The organism is Ferrovum myxofaciens (assembly GCF_000735045.1).
Classification (GTDB): domain Bacteria; phylum Pseudomonadota; class Gammaproteobacteria; order Burkholderiales; family Ferrovaceae; genus Ferrovum; species Ferrovum myxofaciens.
In genome coordinates this window covers 12,459-35,852 of sequence record NZ_JPOQ01000009.1, presented here as the reverse complement: position 1 = coordinate 35,852, position 23,394 = coordinate 12,459, and the positions used below count along the sequence as shown (strand labels likewise).

Genomic DNA, 23,394 nt, shown 5'->3' with positions numbered 1-23,394 from the left:
CTCAGGATCCACTTAATTTGCGGCGCAGCAACTCATTGAGTTGTTGCGGGTTGGCCCGCCCCTCACTGGCCTTCATGGCACGGCCCACAAAAAACCCGAAAACCTTGTCCTTGCCCGCGCGAAACTCTTCCACCTGGGCGGGGTGAGCCGCCAGTAATTCATCGATCAATTTTTCCAGCACCCCGCTGTCCGATACCTGGGAAAGACCACGGGCCGCAATGAGCGCATCCACCTCTCCCCCCTCCTGCCACACAATCTCGAACACTTCCCGGGCCATCTTGCCCGACAAGGTGCCGTCCTGGATCCGCCGCAGCAAAGCCGCCAGTTGAGGGGCGCTCACCGAGGAATCTTGCACCTCCCGCCCGGTGCGCTTGAGGGTGGCGGCCAACTCCCCCGTCATCCAGTTGGCGCAGAGTTTGGGATCCAGGGTGCCTTCCGCCATCAGGGTCAGAAAATAGTTGGCCCATTCCCGAGAGGCGGTGAGCAAACCGGCATCATAGACCGACAGACCAAACCGGGTCTGCAGACGCTGCGCCAGGGCCGCCGGCAATTCCGGCAAGGCAGCCCGTTCCTGCTCGATCCATGCCTCATCGATACACAGAGGCGGCAGATCCGGATCCGGGAAATAACGATAATCCTGGGCATCCTCCTTGGAACGCATGGAGCGTGTCTCATCCCGTTCCGGATCGTACAGGCGGGTTTCCTGAACCACTTTCCCCCCGCTTTCCAACAACTCCACCTGCCGTTCAAATTCATGCAGAATGGCCTGTTCCAGAAAACGGAAGGAATTCAGATTCTTGATTTCACAACGCGTCCCAAACGCCACCTGCCCCTGGGGCCGCACCGAGACATTGGCATCGCACCGGAACGATCCCTCCTGCATGTTGCCATCGCATATCCCGATCCAGGTCACCAGTTGATGTAACGTACGGGCATACGCCACCGCTTCCGCTGCGCTGCGCATCACCGGTTCCGTCACGATTTCAAGCAAGGGAGTCCCGGCACGGTTCAAATCGATACCGGAACGCCCATGAAAATCTTCGTGCAACGACTTGCCCGCATCCTCTTCCAGATGCGCCCGGGTCAGGAGTACCTGATGAGGCACGCCCTCCAGGGCAAAGGTCACCACACCGCCTTTGACCACCGGTTCCTCGTACTGGCTGATCTGATATCCCTTGGGCAGATCGGGATAAAAATAATTCTTGCGCTCGAACCACGAACGCGGATTGATCTGTGCGCCCACCGCCAGACCAAAGCGGATGGCCTGGGCCACGGCCTGCCGGTTTGGAACCGGCAAAACGCCGGGCAGGGCCAGATCCACCGCATTGGCCTGAACATTCGGAGGCGCACCAAAAGCCGTGGGGGAACCGGAAAACATTTTGGAACGGGTTGCCAACTGCACATGGGTTTCCAGCCCGATGACCATTTCCCACTTCATGCTTGTTCTCCCCGCCCGGGAACCCGGGCATGCCAATCGGTTGCCTGTTGATACCCGTGGGCAACGGCCAGAAGGCGCGCCTCGCTGAAGTGGGGTCCGATCAGTTGCAACCCCACAGGCAGTCCCTGACCATCGAACCCCACCGGAATGGACATGCCTGGCAAGCCTGCCAGATTGACTCCAATGGTGAAGATGTCGGACAGATACATCTGAACCGGGTCACTGCCCTTGTCGCCAAAACGGAAAGCCGTACTGGGTGTGGTGGGCCCCATCAACACGTCGCACTGTTCAAAAGCCTGTAAAAAATCCTGCTGGATGAGGCGGCGTACCCGTTGGGCCTGCAAGTAGTAGGCATCATAATACCCTTGGGACAACACATAGGCACCGGTCAAAATGCGCAATTTGACCTCTGCGCCAAACCCTTCGGCCCGACTGCGCGCGATCATTTCATTGAGATCGCCGTACTGTGACGCGCGCCATCCGTAGCGTACGCCATCATAGCGGGACAGGTTGCTGGAGGCTTCGGCAGGCGCCAGTACATAGTAAACCGGCACCGACAGCTCGCTGTGCGGCAGATCCACTTCCACAAGTCGGGCACCCCGGGATTCATAGACGCGCAGGGCTTCCTCCACGGCCTGTGCCACCCCGGGAGCGATGCCCGAACCAAAATACTGACGGGGCAAACCGATGCGCAATCCTTCCAGGGAGTGTTCCAGTTGGGCACCAAAGTCTTCCTCTGGACGCGCCACCGAAGTGGCATCCCGTTCATCGAATCCCGTCAGGGTACCCAGACTCCAGGCTAAATCTGCCGCGCTGGGCGCCATGAGCCCACCCTGATCGAGACTGGAGGCAAAGGCAATCATGCCATAACGGGAAACCCGTCCATAGGTGGGTTTGAGCCCGCTGATCCCGCAGAAGGCTGCAGGCTGACGAATGGATCCGCCCGTGTCCGTAGCCGTTGCCAAGGGAGCCAAACGGGCAGCCACAGCCGCCGCAGAGCCCCCGGAACTGCCCCCCGGCACATGGGTCAGTTGCCAGGGATTGTGCACCGGACCATAAAAAGAGGTTTCATTGCTCGACCCCATGGCAAATTCGTCCATGTTGGTTTTCCCCAGAATGACCGAGCCAGCCTCTTTGAAACGCTGGATGACATGGGCATCGTAGGGAGCCACAAAATTGGACAACATGCGCGAACCACAGGTGGTCAGCCAGCCCTCGGTACAGAAAATATCCTTGTGCGCCACCGGGATGCCCAGCAACGGCCCCCCCTCTCCCCGCGCCAGGCGTATATCGGCGGCACGGGCCTGGGACAGGGAACGTTCGGGGTCCACCGTAATGAAACAACCCAGACGCGTATTGTACTGTTCGATACGCTGCAGGTAAGCCTGGGTCAACTCTTCGCTGGAAAAGGTACGCTCGCGTAATCCTGCGCAGAGCATGCGCAATGAGGTGTCATCAAGATTCATGAGAAGCCCTTATTCGATGACTCGGGGAACGAGATACAGGCCGTCCGCCACTTCGGGGGCCAGGGATTGAAATTGTGCGCGCTGGTCCCGGGTGGTGATTTCATCGTCCCGCAGACGCAAGGTCAGATCAAAGGACTGAGCCAGGGGTTTGACTCCCTGGGTATCCACTTGCTGCAGGCGATCGATGAGACCCAGAATGCTGTGGAACCGGGCCGGCAAGCGATCCAACTCCTCTGCACTCAGTTCGATACAGGCCAAACGTGCCAGATGACGCAGGGAACTTTCATTCAACGAATCAGACAAGGAACCTCCCGTGGAAAGGAATGGTGTAATCGCGTATCATAAGGGGCTTTGATCCTGTATCCAAGGGAGCATCATGTTCGAATTTCTGCGCGGTTATTTTTCCACTGACCTCGCCATAGATCTGGGGACTGCCAATACCCTGATCTACTCGCGCGGCAAGGGCATCGTACTCAATGAACCCTCGGTGGTTGCAATTCGCCATGACCGCGAAAATCATGGCAAAAAAGTCATCCAGGCCGTCGGTCTTGCTGCCAAAGCCATGCTGGGGCGCACGCCGGGCAACATCACCGCCATCCGCCCCATGAAGGACGGGGTCATTGCAGATTTTACCATCACTGAGCAGATGCTCAAATATTTTATCCGCCAGGTACATGAATCCCGCCTGCTTTCACCCAGTCCACGCATCATCATCTGTGTGCCCTGCGGGTCCACCCAGGTGGAGCGCCGCGCCATTCGCGAGTCTGCTCTGGGCGCCGGGGCCCGTCAAGTGTTCCTGATCGAGGAACCCATGGCGGCAGCCATCGGGGCAAACCTGCCGGTGCGCGAAGCCACCGGCTCCATGGTAGTGGATATCGGCGGCGGCACCACGGAGGTGGGGGTCATGTCATTGGGAGGCCTGGTCTATGCTTCCTCGGTGCGCACGGGCGGGGACAAGTTTGACGAAGCCATCATCAACTACATTCGTCGCAATTACGGCATGCTGATCGGTGAAACCACCGCCGAACAGATCAAAAAAGAAATCGGCTCCGCATTTCCGGGTTCGGAGGTCCGGGAAATCGAGGTCAAGGGACGCAACCTGTCGGAAGGAGTCCCGCGTACCTTCACCATTTCCAGCAACGAGATCCTCGAGGCCCTCACCGACCCCCTGAACAACATCATCGGCACTGTCCATCAGGTACTCGAGCAAACCCCTCCTGAACTGGGGGCGGATATCGCCGAGCGCGGCATGGTCATCACTGGAGGGGGCGCACTGCTGCGCGACATCGACCGCCTCCTCATCGAAGAAACCGGACTTCCTGTTCTGATCGCAGAAGATCCCCTGACCTGTGTGGTACGCGGCTGCGGTCAGGCTCTGGAGGATATCGACAAGTTGGGCGTGGTCTTCACTTCCGATTGATGGCGTTCTACTGCGGTCTGGCATGTCGACCCTAAAATCCCGCCCCAACGATCTGTTTTCGCGACCAGCCGCCCCCCTCTGGCTGCGGAGCGGGATTTATGGCCTGCTCGCCCTGGCGTGCATTCTTCTCGACCATCATTATCACCGACTGGAAAAGGTTCACCAGATCCTGCGGATCTGGACCCTTCCGCTCCAGGAATTGGCCCGGGTTCCCCTCTGGACCGAACGGGAAATCGGTCGCCATCTGACGACCCTGGAACGCCTGCAGGCCGAAAACAATGCCCTGCGTCATGAATTGCTGGGGCAAGCCGCACTGGTTCAACAAGCCACCCTCCTGACCCGAGACCTGACCCGGTTACACGCCCTGATGCAACTCGGAAGCACCCCCCGATTTACCGGGCGAGTCTGCCGACTCATCAGTAGCGCGCGCAACCCCTTCGTCCAGAAGGTCCTGCTGGAAGGCGGGGAGAGTCAGGGCATCCAGGCCGGCTCTCCCGTCCTGACCGATCAGGGATTGATGGGACAAATCACGCGTGTCTACCCCGACGAAAGCGAAGTCACCCTGATCAGTAACCGCAACCTGACCATTCCCGTGGAAATCGAGCGCACCGGACTGCGTACCCTGGCCATGGGAACCGGCCATCAAGGGGAACTTTCCTTGCCCTATGTCCCGTCACAAACCGATGTCAAGGTCGGGGATCTTCTGCTCACCTCCGGCATCGACGGCCTGTATCCCAGGGGATTGACCGTTGCCACCCTGACTTCCGTCACGCGCCATCCCTCTTCCGCATTTGTCGAAATCACTGCGCGCGTCAACGCCGGCACCGATACTTATCCCGACGTGCTGGTCATGGCCCCCAATACGGCTTTCCAGAATCTGCCCCCTCTGGACAACCCGCCCCATCCTCCGATTCATAAAAAACCCTGACATGGACTCCATTACCTCCCTCTCTGCGACAACCCTGCGTGTTTCTCCCTCGCGCGGGTGGATTCGCACCAGCCTGGGATTGAGTCTGATTTTTCTTTTTCTGCCCTGGGAAGGTTGGGGACTGTGGATACGTCCCGATGCCACGGCGCTGCTCCTGATCTATTGGGGGGTCTTTGAACCCACCGTGATGGGTGCCGGCAGCGCTTTCCTGCTGGGGATATTGAGTGATGTGGCACAAAGTCATGTGCTGGGCGTGCACGCCCTGACGTATTCCACCCTCTACGTTCTGGTTCAGTACTATCGACCGCGCATTCTGTCCTTTTATCGCCTCAACCAGGTGCTGCACGTACTGATGTTGCTTCTGCTGACCCAATGGCTGGAAGGATTGGTGAACGGCCTGCTGGGATACTCCTGGCCCAACTGGGCCTGGTGGGTGATCCAGCCCTTGCTGGGGGCCCTGGGGTGGCCGTTCCTGCCCCTCCTGCTGGAACGTGCCCCGCGTCCTGCTGCGCCCCCGCAGTCCCCCTGACATGTCGCCCCCCCTGCGCGATCCGCATCAGGAACGATGGAATTTTCGCTTTCGCCTGGGCGTCACCTGGTGGCTCGTCATGGTTCTGTTCCTGGCCCTGATCGCCCGCCTGGCCTGGCTGCAAATCGTGGCCCAGCGCCATTACCATACCCTGGCAGAAGCCAATCGAATTGCCATCGTTCCCCTGGTTCCTCAACGAGGCCTGATCCTCGATCGCCATGGCGTGGTGCTGGCAGAGAATCGTTACGAATTTGATCTGGAAATCACCCCCCATCTCTGTCCGGATATTTCTGCCACCCTGGAAGCCTTGACCCGCTTAGTAACCATCACCCCCTCGGATCGCAAGTTGTTCCAGAAAATGCGCGATGAAAGTCACGGGCTGACTCCCGTTGCCATCCGCACCCATCTCACGGAAGAAGAAGTCGCGCGCTTTTCCGTGAATCGCTACCGTTTCCCTGGGGTGGACATCGAAGCCCGCCTCACCCGTACCTATCCTTTAGGCCTACATGCCTCCCATCTGATCGGCTATATCAGCCGGATCAACGAAGAGGATCAGGACCGTCTGGAGGATGAAGACCTGAGCGACCAGTATCGAGGCACCAACCATATCGGTAAACAGGGCATCGAAAGTCATTACGAATCACTCCTGCACGGGACGACCGGCTCCGAACAGGTGGAAACCGATGCCGCAGGACATGGGCTGCGCAGCCTGGCTCAAACTGCTCCGGTTTCCGGAGACGACCTGTATCTGACCATCGACGCCAAACTGCAACAAGTGGCGGAGGAAGCCTTTGGACTCCAGCATGGGGCTCTGGTGGCCATCGACCCGGAGACGGGTGAAGTACTGGCCTTTGTCAGTCAACCGGGCTTTGATCCCAATTTATTCGTGGACGGAATCGATCAGGAGCACTGGAATGACCTCAATACCTCCCCCGACCACCCCCTCAATGACCGCGCCCTGCGCGGACAATACCCCCCCGGCTCCACCGTCAAGCCCTTCATGGCCCTGGCCGCACTGCAACTGAAGGTACGCAGTGCCGACTATGTCCTGTACGATCCCGGTTATTTTTCCTTTCCCGGCAGCAGCCATCACTACCGGGATTGGCGCGAGGGAGGGCACGGCAAGGTGGACATGACAATTTCCATCATTCAGTCCTGTGACACCTATTACTATAGTCTGGCCAACGAAATGGGCATCGACAGAATGCATGATTTCTTTACTTTGTTTGGATTTGGACAAAAAAGCGGCATCGACCTGGATGGGGAAGTGGCCGGACTTTACCCCTCCACCGTCTGGAAACAAAAAAAATATCATCAGGCCTGGTATGCAGGGGATACGGTCATCAGCGGTATCGGTCAGGGCTATGTACTGGCGACTCCCCTGCAACTGGCGGTGGCCACGGCCATGCTGGCCAACCAGGGGAAACGCATGACTCCTCATCTGGTGCGGGCCATTCGTCATGCAGAATCCGGCAAGATTACCCTTATCGCACCCAAAGTCAGCCAGACTCTCACCTTCCGCCCGGAGGACCTGGAAACCGTACGAAACGCCATGGTCGGAGTCATGAAACCCGGCGGAACCGCTGCTCAGGCCGGGGCGGGCGCCCTCTATTCGATGGCCGGGAAAACCGGCACGGCTCAGGTGGTCGGCGTCCGCCAGGGCGAAAAGTACAATGCCAGCGCTCTGACCGAACATAATCGCGACCATGCCCTGTTCATCGCCTATGCGCCGGCAGATCACCCCCGTCTGGCCGTGGCCGTTCTGGTGGAAAACGGCGGTCACGGCGGCTCCACGGCTGCGCCCATTGCGCGCCAGGTTTTCGACTATTATCTGCTGGGCAAACGGCCACCCCCTGCCGCCCCCACTGCCGTACCCCATGATTAAGCGCGCCTATACCCTCTGGATCGCGCCCATGGACCGGACCTTGCTCCATACGACCCTGTTTCTCGTCCTGTTCAGCCTGATTGTGCTCTATAGCGCCTCAGGGGAAGAATTGAGCAAAGTACTGAGTCAGGTGCGCAATCTGGCACTGGCCTTCGGGGTGATGGGACTGGTGGCCCGGACCAATCCCCAGATCCTGGAACGTCTGGCTTTCCCCTTGTATGGGCTGGCCCTGTTGGCCCTGATTGCCGTCGCCCTGTTTGGAGAAGTCAGTCATGGCGCCCGGCGCTGGCTGCACCTTGGCCCCTTGCATGTGCAACCCTCGGAATTGATGAAACTGGCTCTGCCCATGGCCCTGGCCGCCTTTTTCGAGTGGCGTTCCCGCACCCTGAACTGGCGTGATTTTGTGGTGGCGGGCCTGATGCTCCTGGTTCCGGTGGGCCTGGTCCTGCGTCAACCCGATCTGGGCACCGCGCTCCTCATCGCCAGTTCCGGGTTCTACATCCTCTATTTTGCCGGTTTGCCCTGGAAAGTGATGGGACTCCTGAGCGCCCTTGCCCTGGCGGCTCTTCCGCTGATCTGGCCCCTCTTGCACGGTTATCAGAAAAACCGCATCCTCGTTTTTCTCGACCCCACTCAGGATCCTCTGGGGGCAGGCTACCATACCCTGCAAGCCATGATCGCCATCGGTTCCGGGGGAGTGCTGGGGAAAGGCTGGTTACAGGGTACTCAGTCCCATCTGGATTTTTTGCCGGAGCACACCACGGATTTCATTTTTGCCGTGTTTGGCGAAGAATTCGGTTTAATGGGAGAATTGGTTTTTCTGGGGGCCATGCTGGTGTTGATCACCCGTGGCTTTTACATCGCCAACGAGGGATCCACGCCTTTTTCCCGCCTCATGGCAGGAGCGCTGTCCATGACTTTGTTCACCTATACTTTCGTCAACATGGGCATGGTCAGTGGAATTTTGCCCGTGGTGGGGGTCCCTTTGCCCTTTCTCAGTTACGGAGGTACCTCCCTGGTCACCTTGTTCAGCAGTGTGGGGTTCTTGATGAGCGTGCATCACCACCGAAAATTGGTCAAACAATGACATCACACCAGAAAATACACCTCATGAACATGCTGCGCTTGAGCCTGATCCTGGTCATCCTGGCCGGGTGCAGCACCACGCCGCCGCCTGCGCCCGTGTCCCATGCGCCTCAGGAGGGGGGACATTATAAGACCGATGGTCCAGGTCTTCATCCCCCCGCCGATCTGGCCGACATTCCCGATGCCGTGCCCAGAAAGGAGCCCTTGAACAAGTTTGCCAACCGCCCCTATACGGCCCTCGGCAAGGTCTATGTCCCCGACCTCTCCAATAAACCCTATAAAGTCCAGGGGATGGCCTCCTGGTATGGGCGTAAGTTCCACAACCAGAAAACCTCCACCGGAGAACTCTATGACATGTACGGAATGACCGGGGCGAGTACCACGCTGCCGCTCCCCTGCTACGTCCGGGTCACGAATCTGGCCAACCGCAAATCGGTGGTGGTGCGAGTCAATGACCGGGGCCCTTTCAAGTCCGACCGGATCATCGATCTCACCTATACCGCCGCCTGGAAACTGGGCTTTGTCAATCAAGGTTCCGCATGGGTGGAAGTGGAACGGATTTTCCCGAAATGACGTTCAGAGAGTCAGCGGGGCGCCGGTGGCCTGGCTTTCGGCGTGATAACTGGAACGCACCAGCGGCCCCGAGGCCACCTGACTGAAGCCGAGCCTCCGGGCGTCCTCTCCCAGTTGCTCGAATACCTCCGGCGCCCAGTAATGGGTCACCGGCAAATGATGGAGGGAAGGTTGCAGGTACTGCCCCAGAGTCAGCATCTCCACTCCGTGCGCCCGCAGGTCTGCCATGACCGCCCGCACTTCCTCGAGAGTTTCACCCAATCCCAGCATGAGTCCGGATTTGGTTGCCACCGAGGGATGCAACGCTTTGAAAGAACGCAGCAGGTGGAGGGAATGTCCATAATCGGCTCCCGGTCTGACCGAAGGATAAAGACGGGGAACGGTTTCCAGGTTATGGTTGAATACTTGGGGCGGTGCCTGACTCAGCAGTTCCAGCGCCGTTTCCAGGCGACCCCGAAAATCCGGCACCAGGATTTCCACTCGAGTGGCGGGAGAAGCGGCCCGAATGGCCTGAATACAGGCCACGAAATGCCCTGCCCCGCCATCGCGCAAATCATCCCGATCCACACTGGTCACCACCACGAAACGCAACCCCAGACGCCGGATGCTGCGCGCCAAACGCTGGGGCTCCTGGGGGTCCACCGGATCGGGTAGTCCATGACCCACGTCACAGAAAGGGCAACGGCGCGTACAGCGATCCCCCAGAATCATGAAGGTGGCGGTTCCCCCGCTGAAACACTCCCCGATGTTGGGACAGGCCGCTTCTTCGCACACCGTATGCAATTTCTCTTCCCGCAACAGGGTACGCACCGCCTGAAACTTTTCCCCCGTGGGAATCCTGACACGGATCCAGGCAGGCTTGGGTTGGAGTGCCTGGGGTTGAACCTTGATGGGGATGCGCGCTGTCTTGAGCGCCCCCTTTTCCTTCATACTCACCGGCCCTCCTCCCCATCCAGTTGCTGCCGTATTTTCTGCATGAGCGCTGCGCGCAATACGGGAAGCGTTTCTGTCACTCCCAGATCCCTTGTCTGTGTCACCGGGGTGCCCTTCAACCCGCAGGGATCGATGCCCGCAAAAGGCTCCAGATCCATGGCCACATTGAGGGCCACCCCATGATAACAGCAACCCTGGCTCACCCGCAGCCCCAGGGCCGCCACTTTGGCTTCCCCCACATAGACTCCAGGGGCTCCACTTCGTCTTTGAGCCTGAATCTGGTAGGGCTCCAGGATCGAAATCACGGCTTCTTCCAAATGGTGCACCAGCGCCCGGATGCCCAGTGCACGCCGACGCAGATCCACCAGACAATACACGATGGCCTGTCCCGGGCCGTGATAGGTGACCTGACCGCCGCGATCCGTCTCCACCACGGGAATCCTCCCGGTGTGGTGCAGGTAACTCCGTTGCCCTGCCTGGCCCAACGTGTAAACCGGCCGATGTTCCAGTCCCCACAACTCATCCAGGGTATCCGCCTGGCGCTGAGCAGTCCAGTCACGCATGGCCTGCCAAACGGTTTCATAGGCCAGCGGGGCAGGGAAACTACGGGTGACCCAGCGTTCAAACCGTTCCCTTTGGCCAGCGGGAAAACTGTTCAATTACAGTACCATGACCACGTCCGGATGGCCGGATAAAATCCGATACAAACCGTCCAGTTGTTCCCGCGAGGTCGCCCTGAAGGTACAGGTCACACTCAGGTATTTTCCCCCGGAACTGGCCCGCATCTCCAGATTTTCCGCAGAAAAATCCGGAACGAACTGCAGGACGATATCCAGTACCGTCTGGGCAAACCCTTCCGTTCTCAATCCCATCACTTTGAGAGGAAATTCGCAGGGAAACTCGAATATCTCCTCACGGGGGACCTCAGCCATGACTTTTCAACGCCTGATAGGCACTCAGCAAACGCAGCCCAATGGGGCCGGGTTGACCTGTTCCCACAGGCTTTCCGTCTAGCCTGGTTACCGGAACCATTTCTCGGGTGCTGGAGGTGATCCAGATTTCTTCGGCGGAACGCAACTCCTCTTCACGGATGGGGCGTTCGGCATGGGCAATCCCCAGTTGCACCGCCAGATGCAGCACCAGGTCCAGCGTGATTCCGGCGAGGAGAAGATGGTTCCGGGGCGGAGAACACAGCACTCCCTCCACCACCAGCACCACATTGCTGGCCGCCCCTTCGGTCAGAAAACCGGTGCGCAACAACAGGCATTCCACCGCGCCCTCATCCAGCGCCTGCTGTCGCAACAGCACATTGGCCAACAGCGCCGTGGTCTTCAAATCACAATGCAGCCACCGATCATCCACCCGAGTCACCGCGGCCACCCCTGCCTGCACCCATGCCGGCGGCACCGGCGTCAAAGGCTTGCTCATGGCAAATACCGTGGGAGGAACCTGGAGGGGGAAGCCATGGTCCCGCGGAGCCACGCCGCGAGTCACCTGAAGATAGAGGGACTGGTCGTCCGTGGTCGCTTCCTGAATCAGACGTTCCAGCAGGGACACCCAGGCGGTTCGCACCAGAGGGTTGTCCAGACGAATCCCGGCCAGGGAATGTTCCAAACGGTCGAGATGGGCCTCCAACGCCAAGGGCTTTCGCCCATACACCGGGATCACCTCATAAACCCCATCCCCAAACAGAAAACCCCGATCCAGCACCGGAACCCGCGCCTCTTCCAGAGGCAGAAAGACACCATTCAGGTAAACCTGGCTCATTTCAGCATCAACCTCACTGTATCCCACGTGCGTGTAAAAACATTCCCGGCCGGAATACTTTCCAACGCCACCAAATCTGCCCCATTCACCCACTGCTCGGCATAATAGACTTTCAGGGCCCCCATTTTCTGGCCAACATCCACCGGTGCCACCACGGGCTGCAGGGTGGTCAACACTTCCCGGGTCTCTTTTTCATGTCCAATGGGCGTGGTTACCCAGATATCCCGTGCAAACCCCACGGAAACCGTGGACTTCCCCCCCTTGTAAGCATCCAGGACACGCACCGGCACCCCCTTTCGAAAAAGAGTACGGGATTCGAAAGCCTGAAACCCCCAGTTGAGCAACTTTTGACTTTCATTGGTGCGGGCCAGATCGCTATTGGTTCCCAGTACCACCGCCAGCAAGCGCCGCTCGCCGCGCCGCGCCGAAGCAATCAGACAAAAACCTGCAGAATCCGTATGTCCGGTTTTCAACCCATCCACGGAGGGATCGATCCACAACAAACGGTTGCGGTTGGGTTGCGTGATCCCGTCATAGGTATACTCCTTCTGCCCATAGAGCGGGTAGTACTCAGGGAAATCCCGAATCAGCGCTTGTGCCAGGATCCCCAGGTCACGGGCGGTACTGTAATGCTGGTCATCGGGCAACCCCGTGGCATTGACGAAATGGGTATTCTCCATGCCCATGGCATGGGCCATGGCATTCATCCGTTCCACAAATTTTTCTTCCGTTCCTCCCACGGTTTCGGCCAGAGCCACCCCCGCATCATTACCCGACTGGATAATCAAACCATGCAGAAGATCCGTGACGCTCACCGCTTTGCCTGCCTGGATGAACATGCGGGAACCGGGCATATGCCAGGCATGAGTGGAGGGAAACACCCGCTGTTCCGGATTGATTTTCTGTTCCCGCAGAGCCTTGAAGACCAAATACGCGGTCATGAGTTTGGTGAGTGAGGCGGGCTCCATCCGCTGATCGGGGTTCAAACTGGCCAGGGGCTGGTTGCTTTCCACCTCCACCAGGGTATAGGCACGGGCTGCGATGAAAGGCGCCACCAAGGGGGTATCGGCGAAAGCCGCAGTCACCCCGGCCAACCAAAAAAGCATCAAGAAGAATAACCGCATGACCTGTACGTGCCTCTGAAATTGGTCCGTGATTATACGGCCCACGTCACATTTCTGCCGCATACTTTCCGGAAAGCATGAAATTTAACCAGGAGGCGGCAAAATCGGAAGCAGACACCGGTGGACCGTAGTAGTACCCTTGAACTTCCTGGCATCCGTGTTCTCTCAGAAAATCCACCTGTTCCTGGGTTTCCACGCCCTCCGCAACCACTCTCAACCCCAGATGTTGGGTCATGGCCAGTATGGCAGCCACGATGGCTGCGTCGTTTGGGTCATGGATGATGTGGCAGATGAACTCCCGATCTATCTTGACCACGGCCAGGGGCAACTGTTTCAGATAACTCAGGGAGGAATAGCCGGTCCCAAAATCATCCATGGCAAAGCGTATCCCCAGACCTCTGATTTGTTCCAGCAAACCGAGGGTGGCTTCCGTCTTCTGGATCATCAGACTTTCGGTGATTTCCAATTCCAGGGCCTCTCCGGGTATGCCGGATTCCGTCAGACACTGTTTGAGCGTATTGAAAAATTCCCCATCATGATGGATCTGCCAGGCCGACACATTGACGGCCACCTTCAGAAAATACCCTTGTCGGCGCCATTCTCCGGCCTGCCTGCAGGCCCTATGCAGGACCCAGGTGCCAATGGGAATGATGACTCCGGTTTCCTCGGCCACCGGAATGAATTCCAGGGGGGCCACCAACCCCAATTCTTCATTGGCCCAGCGCAGCAATGCTTCGAAACCCACGATCCGACCGCTCTGGATATCGATTTGTGGTTGATATTCCAGAAACAATTCTCCCCGCGCCAGCGCCTGACGCAAATGAAATTCCAGGCGCAAACGTTGCTGGACCGCCAGGTTTTGTGAAGTCGTGAAAAACCGGAAGGCATTCTTGCCCACGGATTTGGCATGGTACATGGCCACATCTGCCCGTGACATCAAGGATTCAGGCGTATGACCATCTTCCGGAAACATGCTGATCCCCACGCTCACCGTCACACAGGTTTCATGATCGGACTTCGGCAAACGAATGGGTTCCCGCACGGCTACCACGATCTTTTCTGCCACTGTGGCCACATCCTGTACCGAGTCCACCTCAGGCAACAGGATGATGAATTCGTCTCCCCCCAGGCGCGCCACCGTGTCGCCTTCGCGCAGGGCATTCATCAATACCCCTGCCAGGGCTTTCAACAACTCATCTCCCGCCGCATGACCGTAGGTATCATTGACCCCCTTGAAATTATCCAGATCGATGAACATCAGGGCCATTTTACGGCCATGACGCTGGCTGTTGGCCAGTACCTGACGCAGACGGTCTTCAATCAGCCCCCGATTGGGCAACCCGGTCAGCACATCAAAATGGGCCAGATAATCCAGATGCTGTTGGGCCTGTTGCATCTCGCGCATTTCACGGGCATTTTCCAGCACCATAGAGAGGGAATTGGCAAAACTCTTGGCCAGCAATTCATCTTCTTCGATGAACTCCTTCCCCTCCCATTTTTCACACAGGTAAATACGCCCATAGACCTTGCCTCCATGGGAAATCGGGACAGCCAGCAAGGAATGCATCACCGGATGCCCCGGGGGGAATCCCGCACTGCGCGGATCCCTGGACAGTTCCGGGAGACGAAGCACCGTATCCTCGCGAATGACAACCCCCAGCAAGCCCCGTCCTTCAGGGAAAGACCCGATGTCAGCCACCTGCTGCTCGGTCATTCCGGTATGATGAAAACTGAGCAGTTCGCCCTTCCCGTCCAGAATGCCGATGGCACCGTAACGGGCCTGAAGCAGTTGGGTCAGGGCCTCGATCCCGTGTTGCAGAAGATCGGCTTCGAGAGAAGTATGGGAAAGCACCCTGAGCAGGGTGCGGGAGGCTTCGTGCAAACTGGACAGTCGGAAAGTCCAGGAGGCCAGTTCCTCCTTGTCATGCACAATCTCCTGGTTGAGGCGATGGGTTTCCCGCAGCAGACGGGATTCCTGCTGCAACAAGGCGCGCATGATACAGGTGCGGGTCACCAGGCCGATGAATCCTCCCTTCTGATCCAGCACCGGCAGGGCATCCACCTTCCATTGATCCATTTCCCGCAACGCATGGGCCACCGAACTCTTGAAAGACAAAACATGGGTGGTATGGTGCTCCACCAGATCCGCATAAATCCAGCCGGGATGAGCCGCTTTATCCGCCGGGGAGGCCAATCCACAAAATTTTCCGCTGCTCACCGATTCGGAAAACACCGCCACGAAAGGACCTTCCGAGCCTTCCGGCCGTTCGCTATCGAGCCTGCGCGGCACATCCTTCAGCAAACAATCAACCAGTTTGAGTGTCTTCATGGGCGCGCGTCTGAACCTGAACCTTGATCTCCAGTGTCACGTGAAGCACTTCCTCTGACCCCATCATGGGCCGGATGTCCTTCAGCACGAAACGGATCAATTCTTCCTTGGGAACCCTGCGCAACAGGGCGCTTCGTACCAGAATATCACTCAGAACGAGATCATCCGGAATTTCGATATGTTCGTAGGGACTTTTGATCAACAATTCCAGGGCACGACGCAGGGCAATACACCCAACCGGAGAATTTCGTCCCAAAATCAGCATATCCCTGATGGGGGGGATGGCGTATTCCATCACTTCTGCACTGATGGTCCATCGATGATTGGCCACTGCTGCCATGGTTGGTGCCCCTGAGTGTTCTGTCATGGTTATATCATAGTTACGAATCCCTCGTGTAACAGAAGATCAGCACCAGAAACCTCAGGGAGATACCGTGTAGCGTCGAGCGATCAGGACCGCATTATTCCCCCCGAAGCCGAAGGAATTGCTCATGATGGTATTCAATGCAGGCAAGGCCCGGGCACCTTCGGTGACATAGTCCAGATCACAGGCCGGATCCGGCGTGGTCCAATGGGCCGTGGGCGGAACGATGCCCCGCCGCAACGCACCCAGGGCAGCAACCATTTCCACGGCACCTGCAGCCCCCATCAAATGGCCATGGAGGGCCTTGGTGGCACTAATGGGAATATGGGCCGCGTGATCTCCAAAAACAATTTTGAGCGCCCGGGTTTCCACTCCATCCCCTACCACCGTCCCCGTACCATGGGCATTGATGGCATCTATCTGATCCGGTGCCAGACGGGCCATGTGCAGGGCCTCCTGAATGGCGCGGGCCTGTCCCCCGGCATCGGGCTGGGTAATATGTCCCGCATCGGTGGTATTTCCGTACCCCACGATTTCCGCCAGAATGGTGGCCCCCCGAGCCTGCGCCGAACTTTCGGATTCCAGAATCAGCGCGCCCGCCCCTTCTCCCAAAATGAATCCGGAACGATCCCTGGAAAAAGGACGACAGGAGGTTTCGGGATGCACGGGATCGGGTTTGGCCAGAGTCTGAAGCGATTCCCAGGCTTTCATCACCCCCAGGGTCAGCAGGGCCTCGCTTCCCCCGGCCAGGGCATAGCGAACGCGTCCCTGCCGTACCGCCAGGAATGCTTCACCCAGTGCCACCGCAGAGGAGGAACAGGCCGAACTGTAGGTGAAACTGGGACCACGGATCTTGAATTCAATGCTCAACTGCCCCGCAGATCCATTGGCCATGAAAGCCACGATGGTGGTGGGGCGGGGACGGGCCTGAGCATCCAGAAAAGATTCATGATAGGCCTGCTCCAGGGTGGTGGCCCCCCCAATCCCGGTTCCCCAGAACAGTCCGCAATGCAGACCTTCGTCCCCGGAAAAATCCAGACCCGCCTGGGTCAGTGCTTCACCCGCCGCCAACAGGGCCAATTGAGCCACCCGATCGAGGGTCAAGCGACGCAACTTGGTAAAACGGGATTCCACTGGAATCAGAACCGGCGCGGCCAAGGCAGAGTTCAAAGACTTCGCCCAGGGAACTTCCAGAAAACGGACACCGGAATGCCCCTCTTCCAAGGCCCGGACCAGTACTTCAGCGCCTTCTCCGAAGGGACTGAGGACTCCCACCCCCGTCACGACAACGCGTTGCACGCCTGCAGATTCTGTATTCATGAAAGCGAATCCATCAAGAACCGATTGGAATATGGGTAATCAGTCTGCCTGGTCCAGACTGATGCCCTGTTGAACCACCAAGGTATCCACTTCACGGGCGATGTCTCCCACCGTCTTCAAGGGCACCGGTTCTCCCGTCATTTTCAAATCGAATTTATCTTCCAGCATGAACATGAACTCCACCGTCGCCAGCGAATCCACGCCTAATTCTTCCAATTTGGAATCTGGCTGAACCTGTTCCTGGGTCAGTCCAAACTCCTCCACAAGCATTTTTTGTATGATGGGTAATGAACTCATGTTTTGTTAGCCCGCCAACCGCAACTTAGGGCGCTGTTTCAGGTCATGTCGATCTGATTGTTGCGCTATGAAAGCCAACGATTCCAGGGCTACCCGCTCCTTTTCAAAATCCATGGTAATGATGTGATAACAATTATCAAGAAGAACCTTGCGCACCTGAAGGGAAGAAATCCCCCCCTCGATCTGATCCGCATTCTTCGGACTGGCCAGATCATCCTCGACAGCATGCATTATAAGGGTAGGCGCATGGATTTTGTGTAAGTTTTGACGTACCGACTTCATCAACTTCTCGGTTTCGAAGACCCCCTTGAGGGGAGAACGGGAGGAACCGATGGCAGAAGTTCCTCGTTTTTCCATCTGGGTCGCTACCCATTGACGAATTCGCTCATCCTTCAGGCCATAGGGCGGTCGCTCTGCCAAAGACACAAAATAACGGAACGGCGTGTAATAACCCAGATACTTGAGCCAACGCATGCGCGTCACATTCCAGCCGTCATAACGCAGGGGTGCCGAATACAGGCACAACGCATGCAGATCACTACTGCGCCGGGTTGCCAGGTTCAGAGCCAGATTGGCGCCAATACACAAACCTGCCACACTGACCTGATCATGTTCCCGGCGCAATAAATCGAAATTCGCCTCTACCTGCTCACTCCAGTAGGTCCAGGGTGTCGTGCCACTGGGCACGGCTTCATCAAATACCGAATAGCCTTGAATATTGGGAATATGCACGGTATACCCCCCCACCACACATAACTTGCGGCCAATATACTGGAGTTGCTGGGGCGTTCCGTACAAGCCATGTAACAGCAATACGGCCCCCTTCCCCTTGCCTTCCATGTGTATCGTTTCGATGATCCACCTCCCGAACATTGATGGGAATATCACCCACCAGAAACACCTTTCATCCTACTCTAAAATCCAGGTCCCAACTGTTTCATTACAATACAGAGATGAATCACACATTGAATCTGAAGTGCATGACATCCCCATCCTGCACCCGGTAGTCTTTACCCTCGAGACGCATTTTCCCGGCTTCCCTGGCCCCGGTTTCACCCCGACAGGCAATAAAATCCGGATAGGAAATCACTTCGGCGCGAATGAAACCCCGCTCAAAATCGTTATGAATGACTGCAGCGGCTCGCGGCGCGGTGGTTCCCACCGGAATGGTCCAGGCCCGCACTTCCTTGACGCCCGCCGTAAAATAGGTTTCCAGTCCAAGACAACGGTAGGCCGCCCGAATCAACCGATCCAATCCGGGCTCTTCAATTCCCATATCCGCCAGAAACAAGGTTTTGTCCTCTGGTTCCAAATCCACCATCTGGGCTTCAAGCGCCGCGCATACCGGCACAACCCAGGCGCCCTCGCGCCGGGCACGCTCCTCCACCTGCGCCAGGAGCGGATTATGGGCAAATCCGTCCTCCAGCACATTGGCCACATACAGGAGGGGCTTGGCCGTCATCAGGCACAGAGGTTTCAGGGCTTGCAACTGATCCTCGTCTAATCCCTGGGCCCGTACCGCATGTCCCTGATTCAATCGTGCCTCCACCTGCGTCAGCAACCCCTGTAACTGTATGGCCTCCTTATCCCCGGCACGGGCCATTTTCTGGGTTCGAACCAAAGCCTTTTCCACGGTGGAAAGGTCGGCCAGGGCCAACTCGGTATCGATGGTATCGATATCCTCCAGAGGCGACACCCGTCCCGCCACATGAATCACGTTGGAATCTTCAAAGCACCGCACCACATGGGCAATGGCATCGGTTTCCCGGATATTGGCCAGAAACTGGTTCCCCAAACCTTCCCCCTTCGAGGCCCCCGCCACCAATCCCGCGATATCCACGAACTCGGTGACGGCAGGCACCACCCGTTCAGGACGAACAATGTCTGCCAAGGCCACCAGACGAGGGTCCGGAACCTCCACGACGCCCACATTGGGCTCGATGGTACAAAAGGGGTAATTCTCGGCGGCGATTCCCGCCTTGGTCAGGGCGTTGAACAAGGTCGACTTCCCCACGTTGGGTAATCCAACGATCCCGCATTTCAAACTCATATTCCATACTCCTCAAGGAGGGGGCAGCGGTTTATGCAACTCGTTCATGGCCGGGTGAAATTGCCCCGTCATCACCAAAGGAAGAACAGACAGGCCACGTTCCAGAGCCTGCTCGATGGCAGCCTGCTCCTCTCTCGAGGGACGGTGCAAAACATAGTCCGCCACCGGTTGGCGCTGTCCGGGATGACCGATACCGATGCGCAGACGCCAGAAGTCGGGACGCCCCAACTGAATGATGAGATCCTTCAATCCATTGTGTCCCCCGGACCCTCCGCCTTGTTTCAAGCGGGCCACCCCAGGGGGCAGGTCCAGTTCATCGTGCAGCACCAGAATTTCCGGCACTTCGATCCGATAGAAATTGGCCAGGGCGGCCACCGACCGCCCACTCAAATTCATGAAGGTTTCAGGACACAGCAACCAACTGGAAAAAGGATTTTCAACCTTGGCCATCCGCCCCTGGAAGCGGGATTCGCGGCGCCAATCCAGACGCCATTGCCGGGCCAGGGCTTCGATTCCCCAAACCCCGGCATTATGGCGAGTGTCCTCATAGGCCGCCCCCGGATTTCCCAACCCAACGATCAGACGGATGGGCACCTTCCCTCACCCATTCATGCCGGTTAATAAAGAGACGGCGCTTACTTCTTTGCTCCCTTGGCGGCATCGGCAGGCGCTTTCTGGCTGATGGCGGGAACATCCGCCACCGACACTGCCGGCACCAGATCTTCCTCGGCACGGGCTGCACGGGGTAGAACCGCCGCCACCACCGCAGGGTTTTCGCCTTTATGGAGGGCGGCAAATTCGATGCCAGCCGGCGCTTTCAGATCAGCCAGATGGAAAGGATGAGCCACCGTCAGATCATGCAGATCCACTTCGATGTACTCAGGCAAATCGCCCGGCAAACAAAGAACTTCGATTTCCGTCAGGATATGGCTGATGATGGCCCCGGACTGCTTGACCCCTGGAGAGTTATCGCCGTTGATGAAGTGGAGCGGAACCTTGGTGTGCAACTTGCGATTCACATCCACCCGTTGAAAATCCACATGCAGGATCAGGGATTTGAATGGGTGTCTTTGAACATCGCGCAATAAGGCCGGATGGGACTTCCCGTCCAGATCGAGGGAAATCACGGAAGAATGAAAGGCTTCCTGACGCAACTTGTGAAAAAGTTCGTTATGATCGAACTCGATAACCAGTGCTTCCTGGTTATCCCCGTATAAAATACCGGGTACCCGGCCGGCCCGGCGCAGGCGGCGGCTCGCTCCGGTGCCCTGCGCAGTGCGATGTGTAATCGTAATTTCCATGATTCGTCCTTTAGTGATTGAGTGTTTAAAACCCCCGACCGCGACCAGCCGGAGGGACGTACAAAAATATCATTCCATAAACAGGGAACTGACCGAATCCTCATCGCTGATTCGGCGCATGGTTTCTGCCATGAGTTCTGCGATGCCGATCTGGCGAATTTTTTTGCAGGCGAGAGAAGCGCCCACCAGAGGAATGGTATCTGTCACCACCACTTCATCCAGAGCAGACTCGTCGATCCTCTGGGCGGCACCGCCCGACAAAACCGGGTGGGTAATATAGGCCAGGACCCGCTCCGCCCCATGGGTCTTGAGGGCCTGCGCTCCGGCGCACAGTGTATTGGCCGTATCCACCATGTCATCCAGAATGATGCAGGTCCGCCCCGCCACATCGCCAATTACATTCATGACCTGAGCCACGTTGGGTTTGGGACGACGTTTGTCGATGATGACGAGATCCGCTTCCAGACGTTTGGCCAAGGCCCGGGCACGTACCACTCCGCCCACATCGGGAGAAACCACGGTCAGACCCTGATAACCGGCACGCCAGATATCCCCCAGCAAAAGCGGCGTGGAATACACGTTGTCCACGGGTATATCAAAAAAACCCTGAATCTGATCAGAATGCAAATCCATGGTCAATACCCGATCCACGCCTGCGCCTTGCAGCATGTTCGCCACCACCTTGGCCGAAATGGCCACCCGGGCCGAACGGGGGCGCCGATCCTGACGGGCATAACCAAAATAGGGAATGGCCGCCGTGATCCTGGCTGCGGAGGCACGCTTCAACGCATCACACATCACCATGATTTCCATCAAATGGTCGTTGGTGGGTGCAGAAGTGGACTGGAGAATGAAACAATCCCGTCCCCGCACATTTTCGAGGATTTCCACCATGACCTCTCCATCGCTGAAGCGCCCCACGGTGGCACGCCCCACGGAAATGTTGAGGTAAGCCGCGACTTCGCTTGCGAGTTTGGGATTGGCGGTGCCGGTAAACACCATCAAATCGGTAGAAGACATGAAACTCCTGACAAACGACGGCTAAACTGAATGGATGGCAGGGGAGGTAGGGATCGAACCTACGAATGCCGGAATCAAAATCCGGTGCCTTACCACTTGGCGACTCCCCTGCAGCACTACCCTGTCGTGCACAACGGATGACCTTGTCGTCCGCGTGCCACAAAACCCCGATACTCCGGAGGGAACCTCTTCAACACCTGGTTTGCCTCGTGGCAGGTCAAAAAATCCAGAAAACAGCAACCGCCTGACCCACTCATCCGGGCAACTCCAAATTCCCCCATCCAATCCAGCAAACGCGCCACTTCAGGGTGCATACGCCGGACCACAGGCTCCAGATCGTTGCCGATCTTCCTTCCAGAAAAGTCCCGTATTTTGACGGGTAATGAGTTTCTTGTCAAATCCGGAGAGGAGAACACGGCCTGGGTCGACACGGAAACGCCCGGCACGCCAATGACGTACCAGCGTTCCGGCACCGGCACCGGCGCCAAGGCTTCCCCCACCCCCTCCGCCAATGCACTTTCTCCGCCGATAAAAACCGGCACATCCGCGCCTAATTCAAGCCCCAGACGGGCCAGACGGGCACGTGCCCAATGAATTCCCCAAAGTTGATTCAAAACCAGCAAGGTTGTCGCCGCATCCGAACTACCGCCACCCAACCCGCCGCCAATGGGAATACGCTTGTGCAAACGCAGCCGTGCGCCCAATCTCACGCCGGCCTGTTCCTGCAACAGTCGCGCCGCTTTCAGGGTCAGATCCTGAACTTCGGGGACTCCTGGAATCATTTCCGCCCGCTCGATCCGCCCCGAATCCAGCACTTCACAGTCGAGCGTATCCCCAAAATCCAGAAAAGTGAAGAGCGTCTGCAAGGTGTGGTAGCCGTCCGCACGCCGTCCTGTGACTTTCAGGAAAAGATTGAGTTTGGCAGGCGCGGGTGCCTGCCACCAGGCTCCTTCGCTTTTTCGGCCCCCGTTCATTCCTTCTGTTCCAGCACCCAGTGATCAACCTTGATCCGGATCTGCAAATCCTCCCGCACCAAGCGAATCGTCCCCGGCAACCATTCACCGCCCACGGCACGCCAGTCGGCGTAGGTCATGACCCAACCCTGCTGGGACAGGCGCTGTGGATGATGCTCGGCATCCCGTTCGACCTGGGCGGGCAAACCGGGATCCGCCTGGCCGCGCAACCACCAGGGCAACCCTTGCAGGGGCAGGGCATACCCCAGAACGGTTTGTGTCAACGTTTCAGGATCGCCGGCACGATAGTCACGATGATCCGACAGGATCAAATGGGTTTGCAAGGGGGAACTGTCCACCAGGGCTACGGTGGTACCCAGAGGCGAACGCAACTCCAGGTGCTGTTCCATCCCTCCGCGCAACTGCCATTCCAACTGGCCGCTCTCGCTCCCCGTCGGTTGCCGCACGGCGATGCGCCCTTCCAGTCGCCAACTCTGCACCGTGCCTTGTCCCAGAGTCAAATCCCCTTGGGGACCGGGACTCCACAGAGCGCAACCACTCAAAAGGGAGAGCGCGCACCAAAGAACCGTCCACGTCCCCTTTTTCATGAC

The 23,394-nt window shown here is 57.8% G+C and carries 25 protein-coding genes and 1 tRNA gene; 6 read left to right on the top strand and 20 right to left on the bottom strand.

Annotated elements, in window-relative coordinates:
- Position 1: 1 nt before the first annotated feature.
- The 3 genes from gatB to gatC are packed head-to-tail and all read right to left on the bottom strand — an operon-like array spanning position 2 to position 3,207.
- Positions 2-1,438, bottom strand: a complete 1,437-nt coding sequence (gatB, locus tag IV91_RS0102220; RefSeq protein ID WP_031595675.1) for an Asp-tRNA(Asn)/Glu-tRNA(Gln) amidotransferase subunit GatB — start codon at positions 1,436-1,438, stop codon at positions 2-4.
- Positions 1,435-2,904, bottom strand: a complete 1,470-nt coding sequence (gene gatA / locus IV91_RS0102215) for an Asp-tRNA(Asn)/Glu-tRNA(Gln) amidotransferase subunit GatA (RefSeq protein ID WP_031595674.1) — start codon at positions 2,902-2,904, stop codon at positions 1,435-1,437. The genes gatB and gatA overlap by 4 nt, the downstream gene beginning before the upstream one ends.
- 9 nt (positions 2,905-2,913) lie before the next feature.
- Positions 2,914-3,207, bottom strand: a complete 294-nt coding sequence (gene gatC, locus IV91_RS0102210; RefSeq protein ID WP_031595673.1) for an Asp-tRNA(Asn)/Glu-tRNA(Gln) amidotransferase subunit GatC — start codon at positions 3,205-3,207, stop codon at positions 2,914-2,916.
- A gap of 73 nt (positions 3,208-3,280) precedes the next feature.
- On the opposite strand from gatC, the gene IV91_RS0102205 reads away from it, so the two are divergent.
- From IV91_RS0102205 to IV91_RS0102180, 6 genes are read left to right on the top strand one after another with little or no spacing between them, the layout of a single operon-like run.
- Positions 3,281-4,324 carry a rod shape-determining protein gene (locus IV91_RS0102205; protein ID WP_031595672.1) on the top strand — a complete coding sequence of 348 codons (1,044 nt, stop codon included), beginning with the start codon at positions 3,281-3,283 and terminating at the stop codon, positions 4,322-4,324.
- 22 nt (positions 4,325-4,346) lie between these two features.
- Positions 4,347-5,252 (top strand): rod shape-determining protein MreC, encoded by a 906-nt coding sequence (gene mreC, locus IV91_RS0102200; RefSeq protein ID WP_031595671.1) that lies wholly within the window; start codon positions 4,347-4,349, stop codon positions 5,250-5,252.
- Position 5,253: 1 nt separating this feature from the next.
- Entirely contained in the window at positions 5,254-5,781 is a 528-nt protein-coding gene (mreD, locus tag IV91_RS0102195) for a rod shape-determining protein MreD (RefSeq protein WP_051861881.1), read from the top strand.
- Position 5,782: 1 nt separating this feature from the next.
- Entirely contained in the window at positions 5,783-7,666 is a 1,884-nt protein-coding gene (gene mrdA, locus IV91_RS0102190) for a penicillin-binding protein 2 (protein WP_031595668.1), read from the top strand.
- Positions 7,659-8,753 (top strand): rod shape-determining protein RodA, encoded by a 1,095-nt coding sequence (gene rodA, locus IV91_RS0102185; protein ID WP_031595666.1) that lies wholly within the window; start codon positions 7,659-7,661, stop codon positions 8,751-8,753. Before mrdA ends, rodA begins: the two co-directional genes overlap by 8 nt.
- 23 nt (positions 8,754-8,776) lie before the next feature.
- On the top strand, positions 8,777-9,325 hold the full coding sequence (locus tag IV91_RS0102180) for a septal ring lytic transglycosylase RlpA family protein (protein WP_051861879.1): 549 nt from the start codon (positions 8,777-8,779) through the stop codon (positions 9,323-9,325).
- A gap of 3 nt (positions 9,326-9,328) precedes the next feature.
- On the opposite strand, the gene lipA is transcribed toward IV91_RS0102180, so the two are convergent.
- From lipA to lolB, 17 genes are all read right to left on the bottom strand, one after another.
- Positions 9,329-10,255, bottom strand: a complete 927-nt coding sequence (lipA, locus tag IV91_RS0102175) for a lipoyl synthase (protein WP_031595663.1) — start codon at positions 10,253-10,255, stop codon at positions 9,329-9,331.
- Between the two features lie 2 nt (positions 10,256-10,257).
- Positions 10,258-10,821, bottom strand: a complete 564-nt coding sequence (gene lipB, locus IV91_RS0102170) for a lipoyl(octanoyl) transferase LipB (protein ID WP_082783060.1) — start codon at positions 10,819-10,821, stop codon at positions 10,258-10,260.
- 96 nt (positions 10,822-10,917) lie between these two features.
- Positions 10,918-11,190, bottom strand: coding sequence for a YbeD family protein (locus IV91_RS0102165; RefSeq protein ID WP_031595660.1), 273 nt, complete (start codon positions 11,188-11,190; stop codon positions 10,918-10,920).
- Positions 11,183-12,025, bottom strand: coding sequence for a D-amino acid aminotransferase (locus tag IV91_RS0102160; RefSeq protein WP_031595658.1), 843 nt, complete (start codon positions 12,023-12,025; stop codon positions 11,183-11,185). The genes IV91_RS0102165 and IV91_RS0102160 overlap by 8 nt, the downstream gene beginning before the upstream one ends.
- Entirely contained in the window at positions 12,022-13,149 is a 1,128-nt protein-coding gene (locus IV91_RS0102155) for a D-alanyl-D-alanine carboxypeptidase family protein (protein WP_031595656.1), read from the bottom strand. Before IV91_RS0102155 ends, IV91_RS0102160 begins: the two co-directional genes overlap by 4 nt.
- Before the next feature lie 46 nt (positions 13,150-13,195).
- Positions 13,196-15,478: an EAL domain-containing protein gene (locus IV91_RS0102150; protein WP_035416988.1), complete on the bottom strand. Its 2,283-nt coding sequence runs from the start codon at positions 15,476-15,478 to the stop codon at positions 13,196-13,198.
- On the bottom strand, positions 15,456-15,845 hold the full coding sequence (locus IV91_RS0102145; protein WP_197456277.1) for a hypothetical protein: 390 nt from the start codon (positions 15,843-15,845) through the stop codon (positions 15,456-15,458). The genes IV91_RS0102150 and IV91_RS0102145 overlap by 23 nt, the downstream gene beginning before the upstream one ends.
- A 54-nt stretch (positions 15,846-15,899) precedes the next feature.
- Positions 15,900-17,162 (bottom strand): beta-ketoacyl-[acyl-carrier-protein] synthase family protein, encoded by a 1,263-nt coding sequence (locus tag IV91_RS0102140; protein ID WP_031595652.1) that lies wholly within the window; start codon positions 17,160-17,162, stop codon positions 15,900-15,902.
- A gap of 39 nt (positions 17,163-17,201) precedes the next feature.
- Positions 17,202-17,459, bottom strand: a complete 258-nt coding sequence (locus IV91_RS15580) for an acyl carrier protein (protein WP_035416987.1) — start codon at positions 17,457-17,459, stop codon at positions 17,202-17,204.
- A 6-nt stretch (positions 17,460-17,465) separates the two neighbouring features.
- Positions 17,466-18,299 (bottom strand): alpha/beta hydrolase, encoded by an 834-nt coding sequence (locus IV91_RS0102130; protein ID WP_051861873.1) that lies wholly within the window; start codon positions 18,297-18,299, stop codon positions 17,466-17,468.
- A 118-nt stretch (positions 18,300-18,417) separates the two neighbouring features.
- A complete protein-coding gene (ychF, locus tag IV91_RS0102125; protein WP_031595647.1) occupies positions 18,418-19,509 on the bottom strand; it encodes a redox-regulated ATPase YchF in 1,092 nt (363 codons plus the stop codon).
- A 12-nt stretch (positions 19,510-19,521) separates the two neighbouring features.
- On the bottom strand, positions 19,522-20,103 hold the full coding sequence (gene pth, locus IV91_RS0102120) for an aminoacyl-tRNA hydrolase (RefSeq protein ID WP_031595646.1): 582 nt from the start codon (positions 20,101-20,103) through the stop codon (positions 19,522-19,524).
- A gap of 41 nt (positions 20,104-20,144) precedes the next feature.
- Positions 20,145-20,810, bottom strand: coding sequence for a 50S ribosomal protein L25/general stress protein Ctc (locus IV91_RS0102115; protein ID WP_031595645.1), 666 nt, complete (start codon positions 20,808-20,810; stop codon positions 20,145-20,147).
- A gap of 69 nt (positions 20,811-20,879) precedes the next feature.
- Positions 20,880-21,830 carry a ribose-phosphate pyrophosphokinase gene (locus IV91_RS0102110; protein WP_031595644.1) on the bottom strand — a complete coding sequence of 317 codons (951 nt, stop codon included), beginning with the start codon at positions 21,828-21,830 and terminating at the stop codon, positions 20,880-20,882.
- 35 nt (positions 21,831-21,865) lie between these two features.
- Positions 21,866-21,940 (bottom strand) — tRNA-Gln (locus IV91_RS0102105).
- A gap of 6 nt (positions 21,941-21,946) precedes the next feature.
- Positions 21,947-22,804, bottom strand: coding sequence for a 4-(cytidine 5'-diphospho)-2-C-methyl-D-erythritol kinase (ispE, locus tag IV91_RS0102100; protein WP_031595643.1), 858 nt, complete (start codon positions 22,802-22,804; stop codon positions 21,947-21,949).
- The gene (gene lolB / locus IV91_RS0102095; RefSeq protein WP_160171514.1) at positions 22,801-23,391 is read right to left on the bottom strand and encodes a lipoprotein insertase outer membrane protein LolB; all 591 of its coding nucleotides are present in this window, start codon (positions 23,389-23,391) and stop codon (positions 22,801-22,803) included. The genes ispE and lolB overlap by 4 nt, the downstream gene beginning before the upstream one ends.
- Between the last annotated feature and the right edge of the window lie 3 nt (positions 23,392-23,394).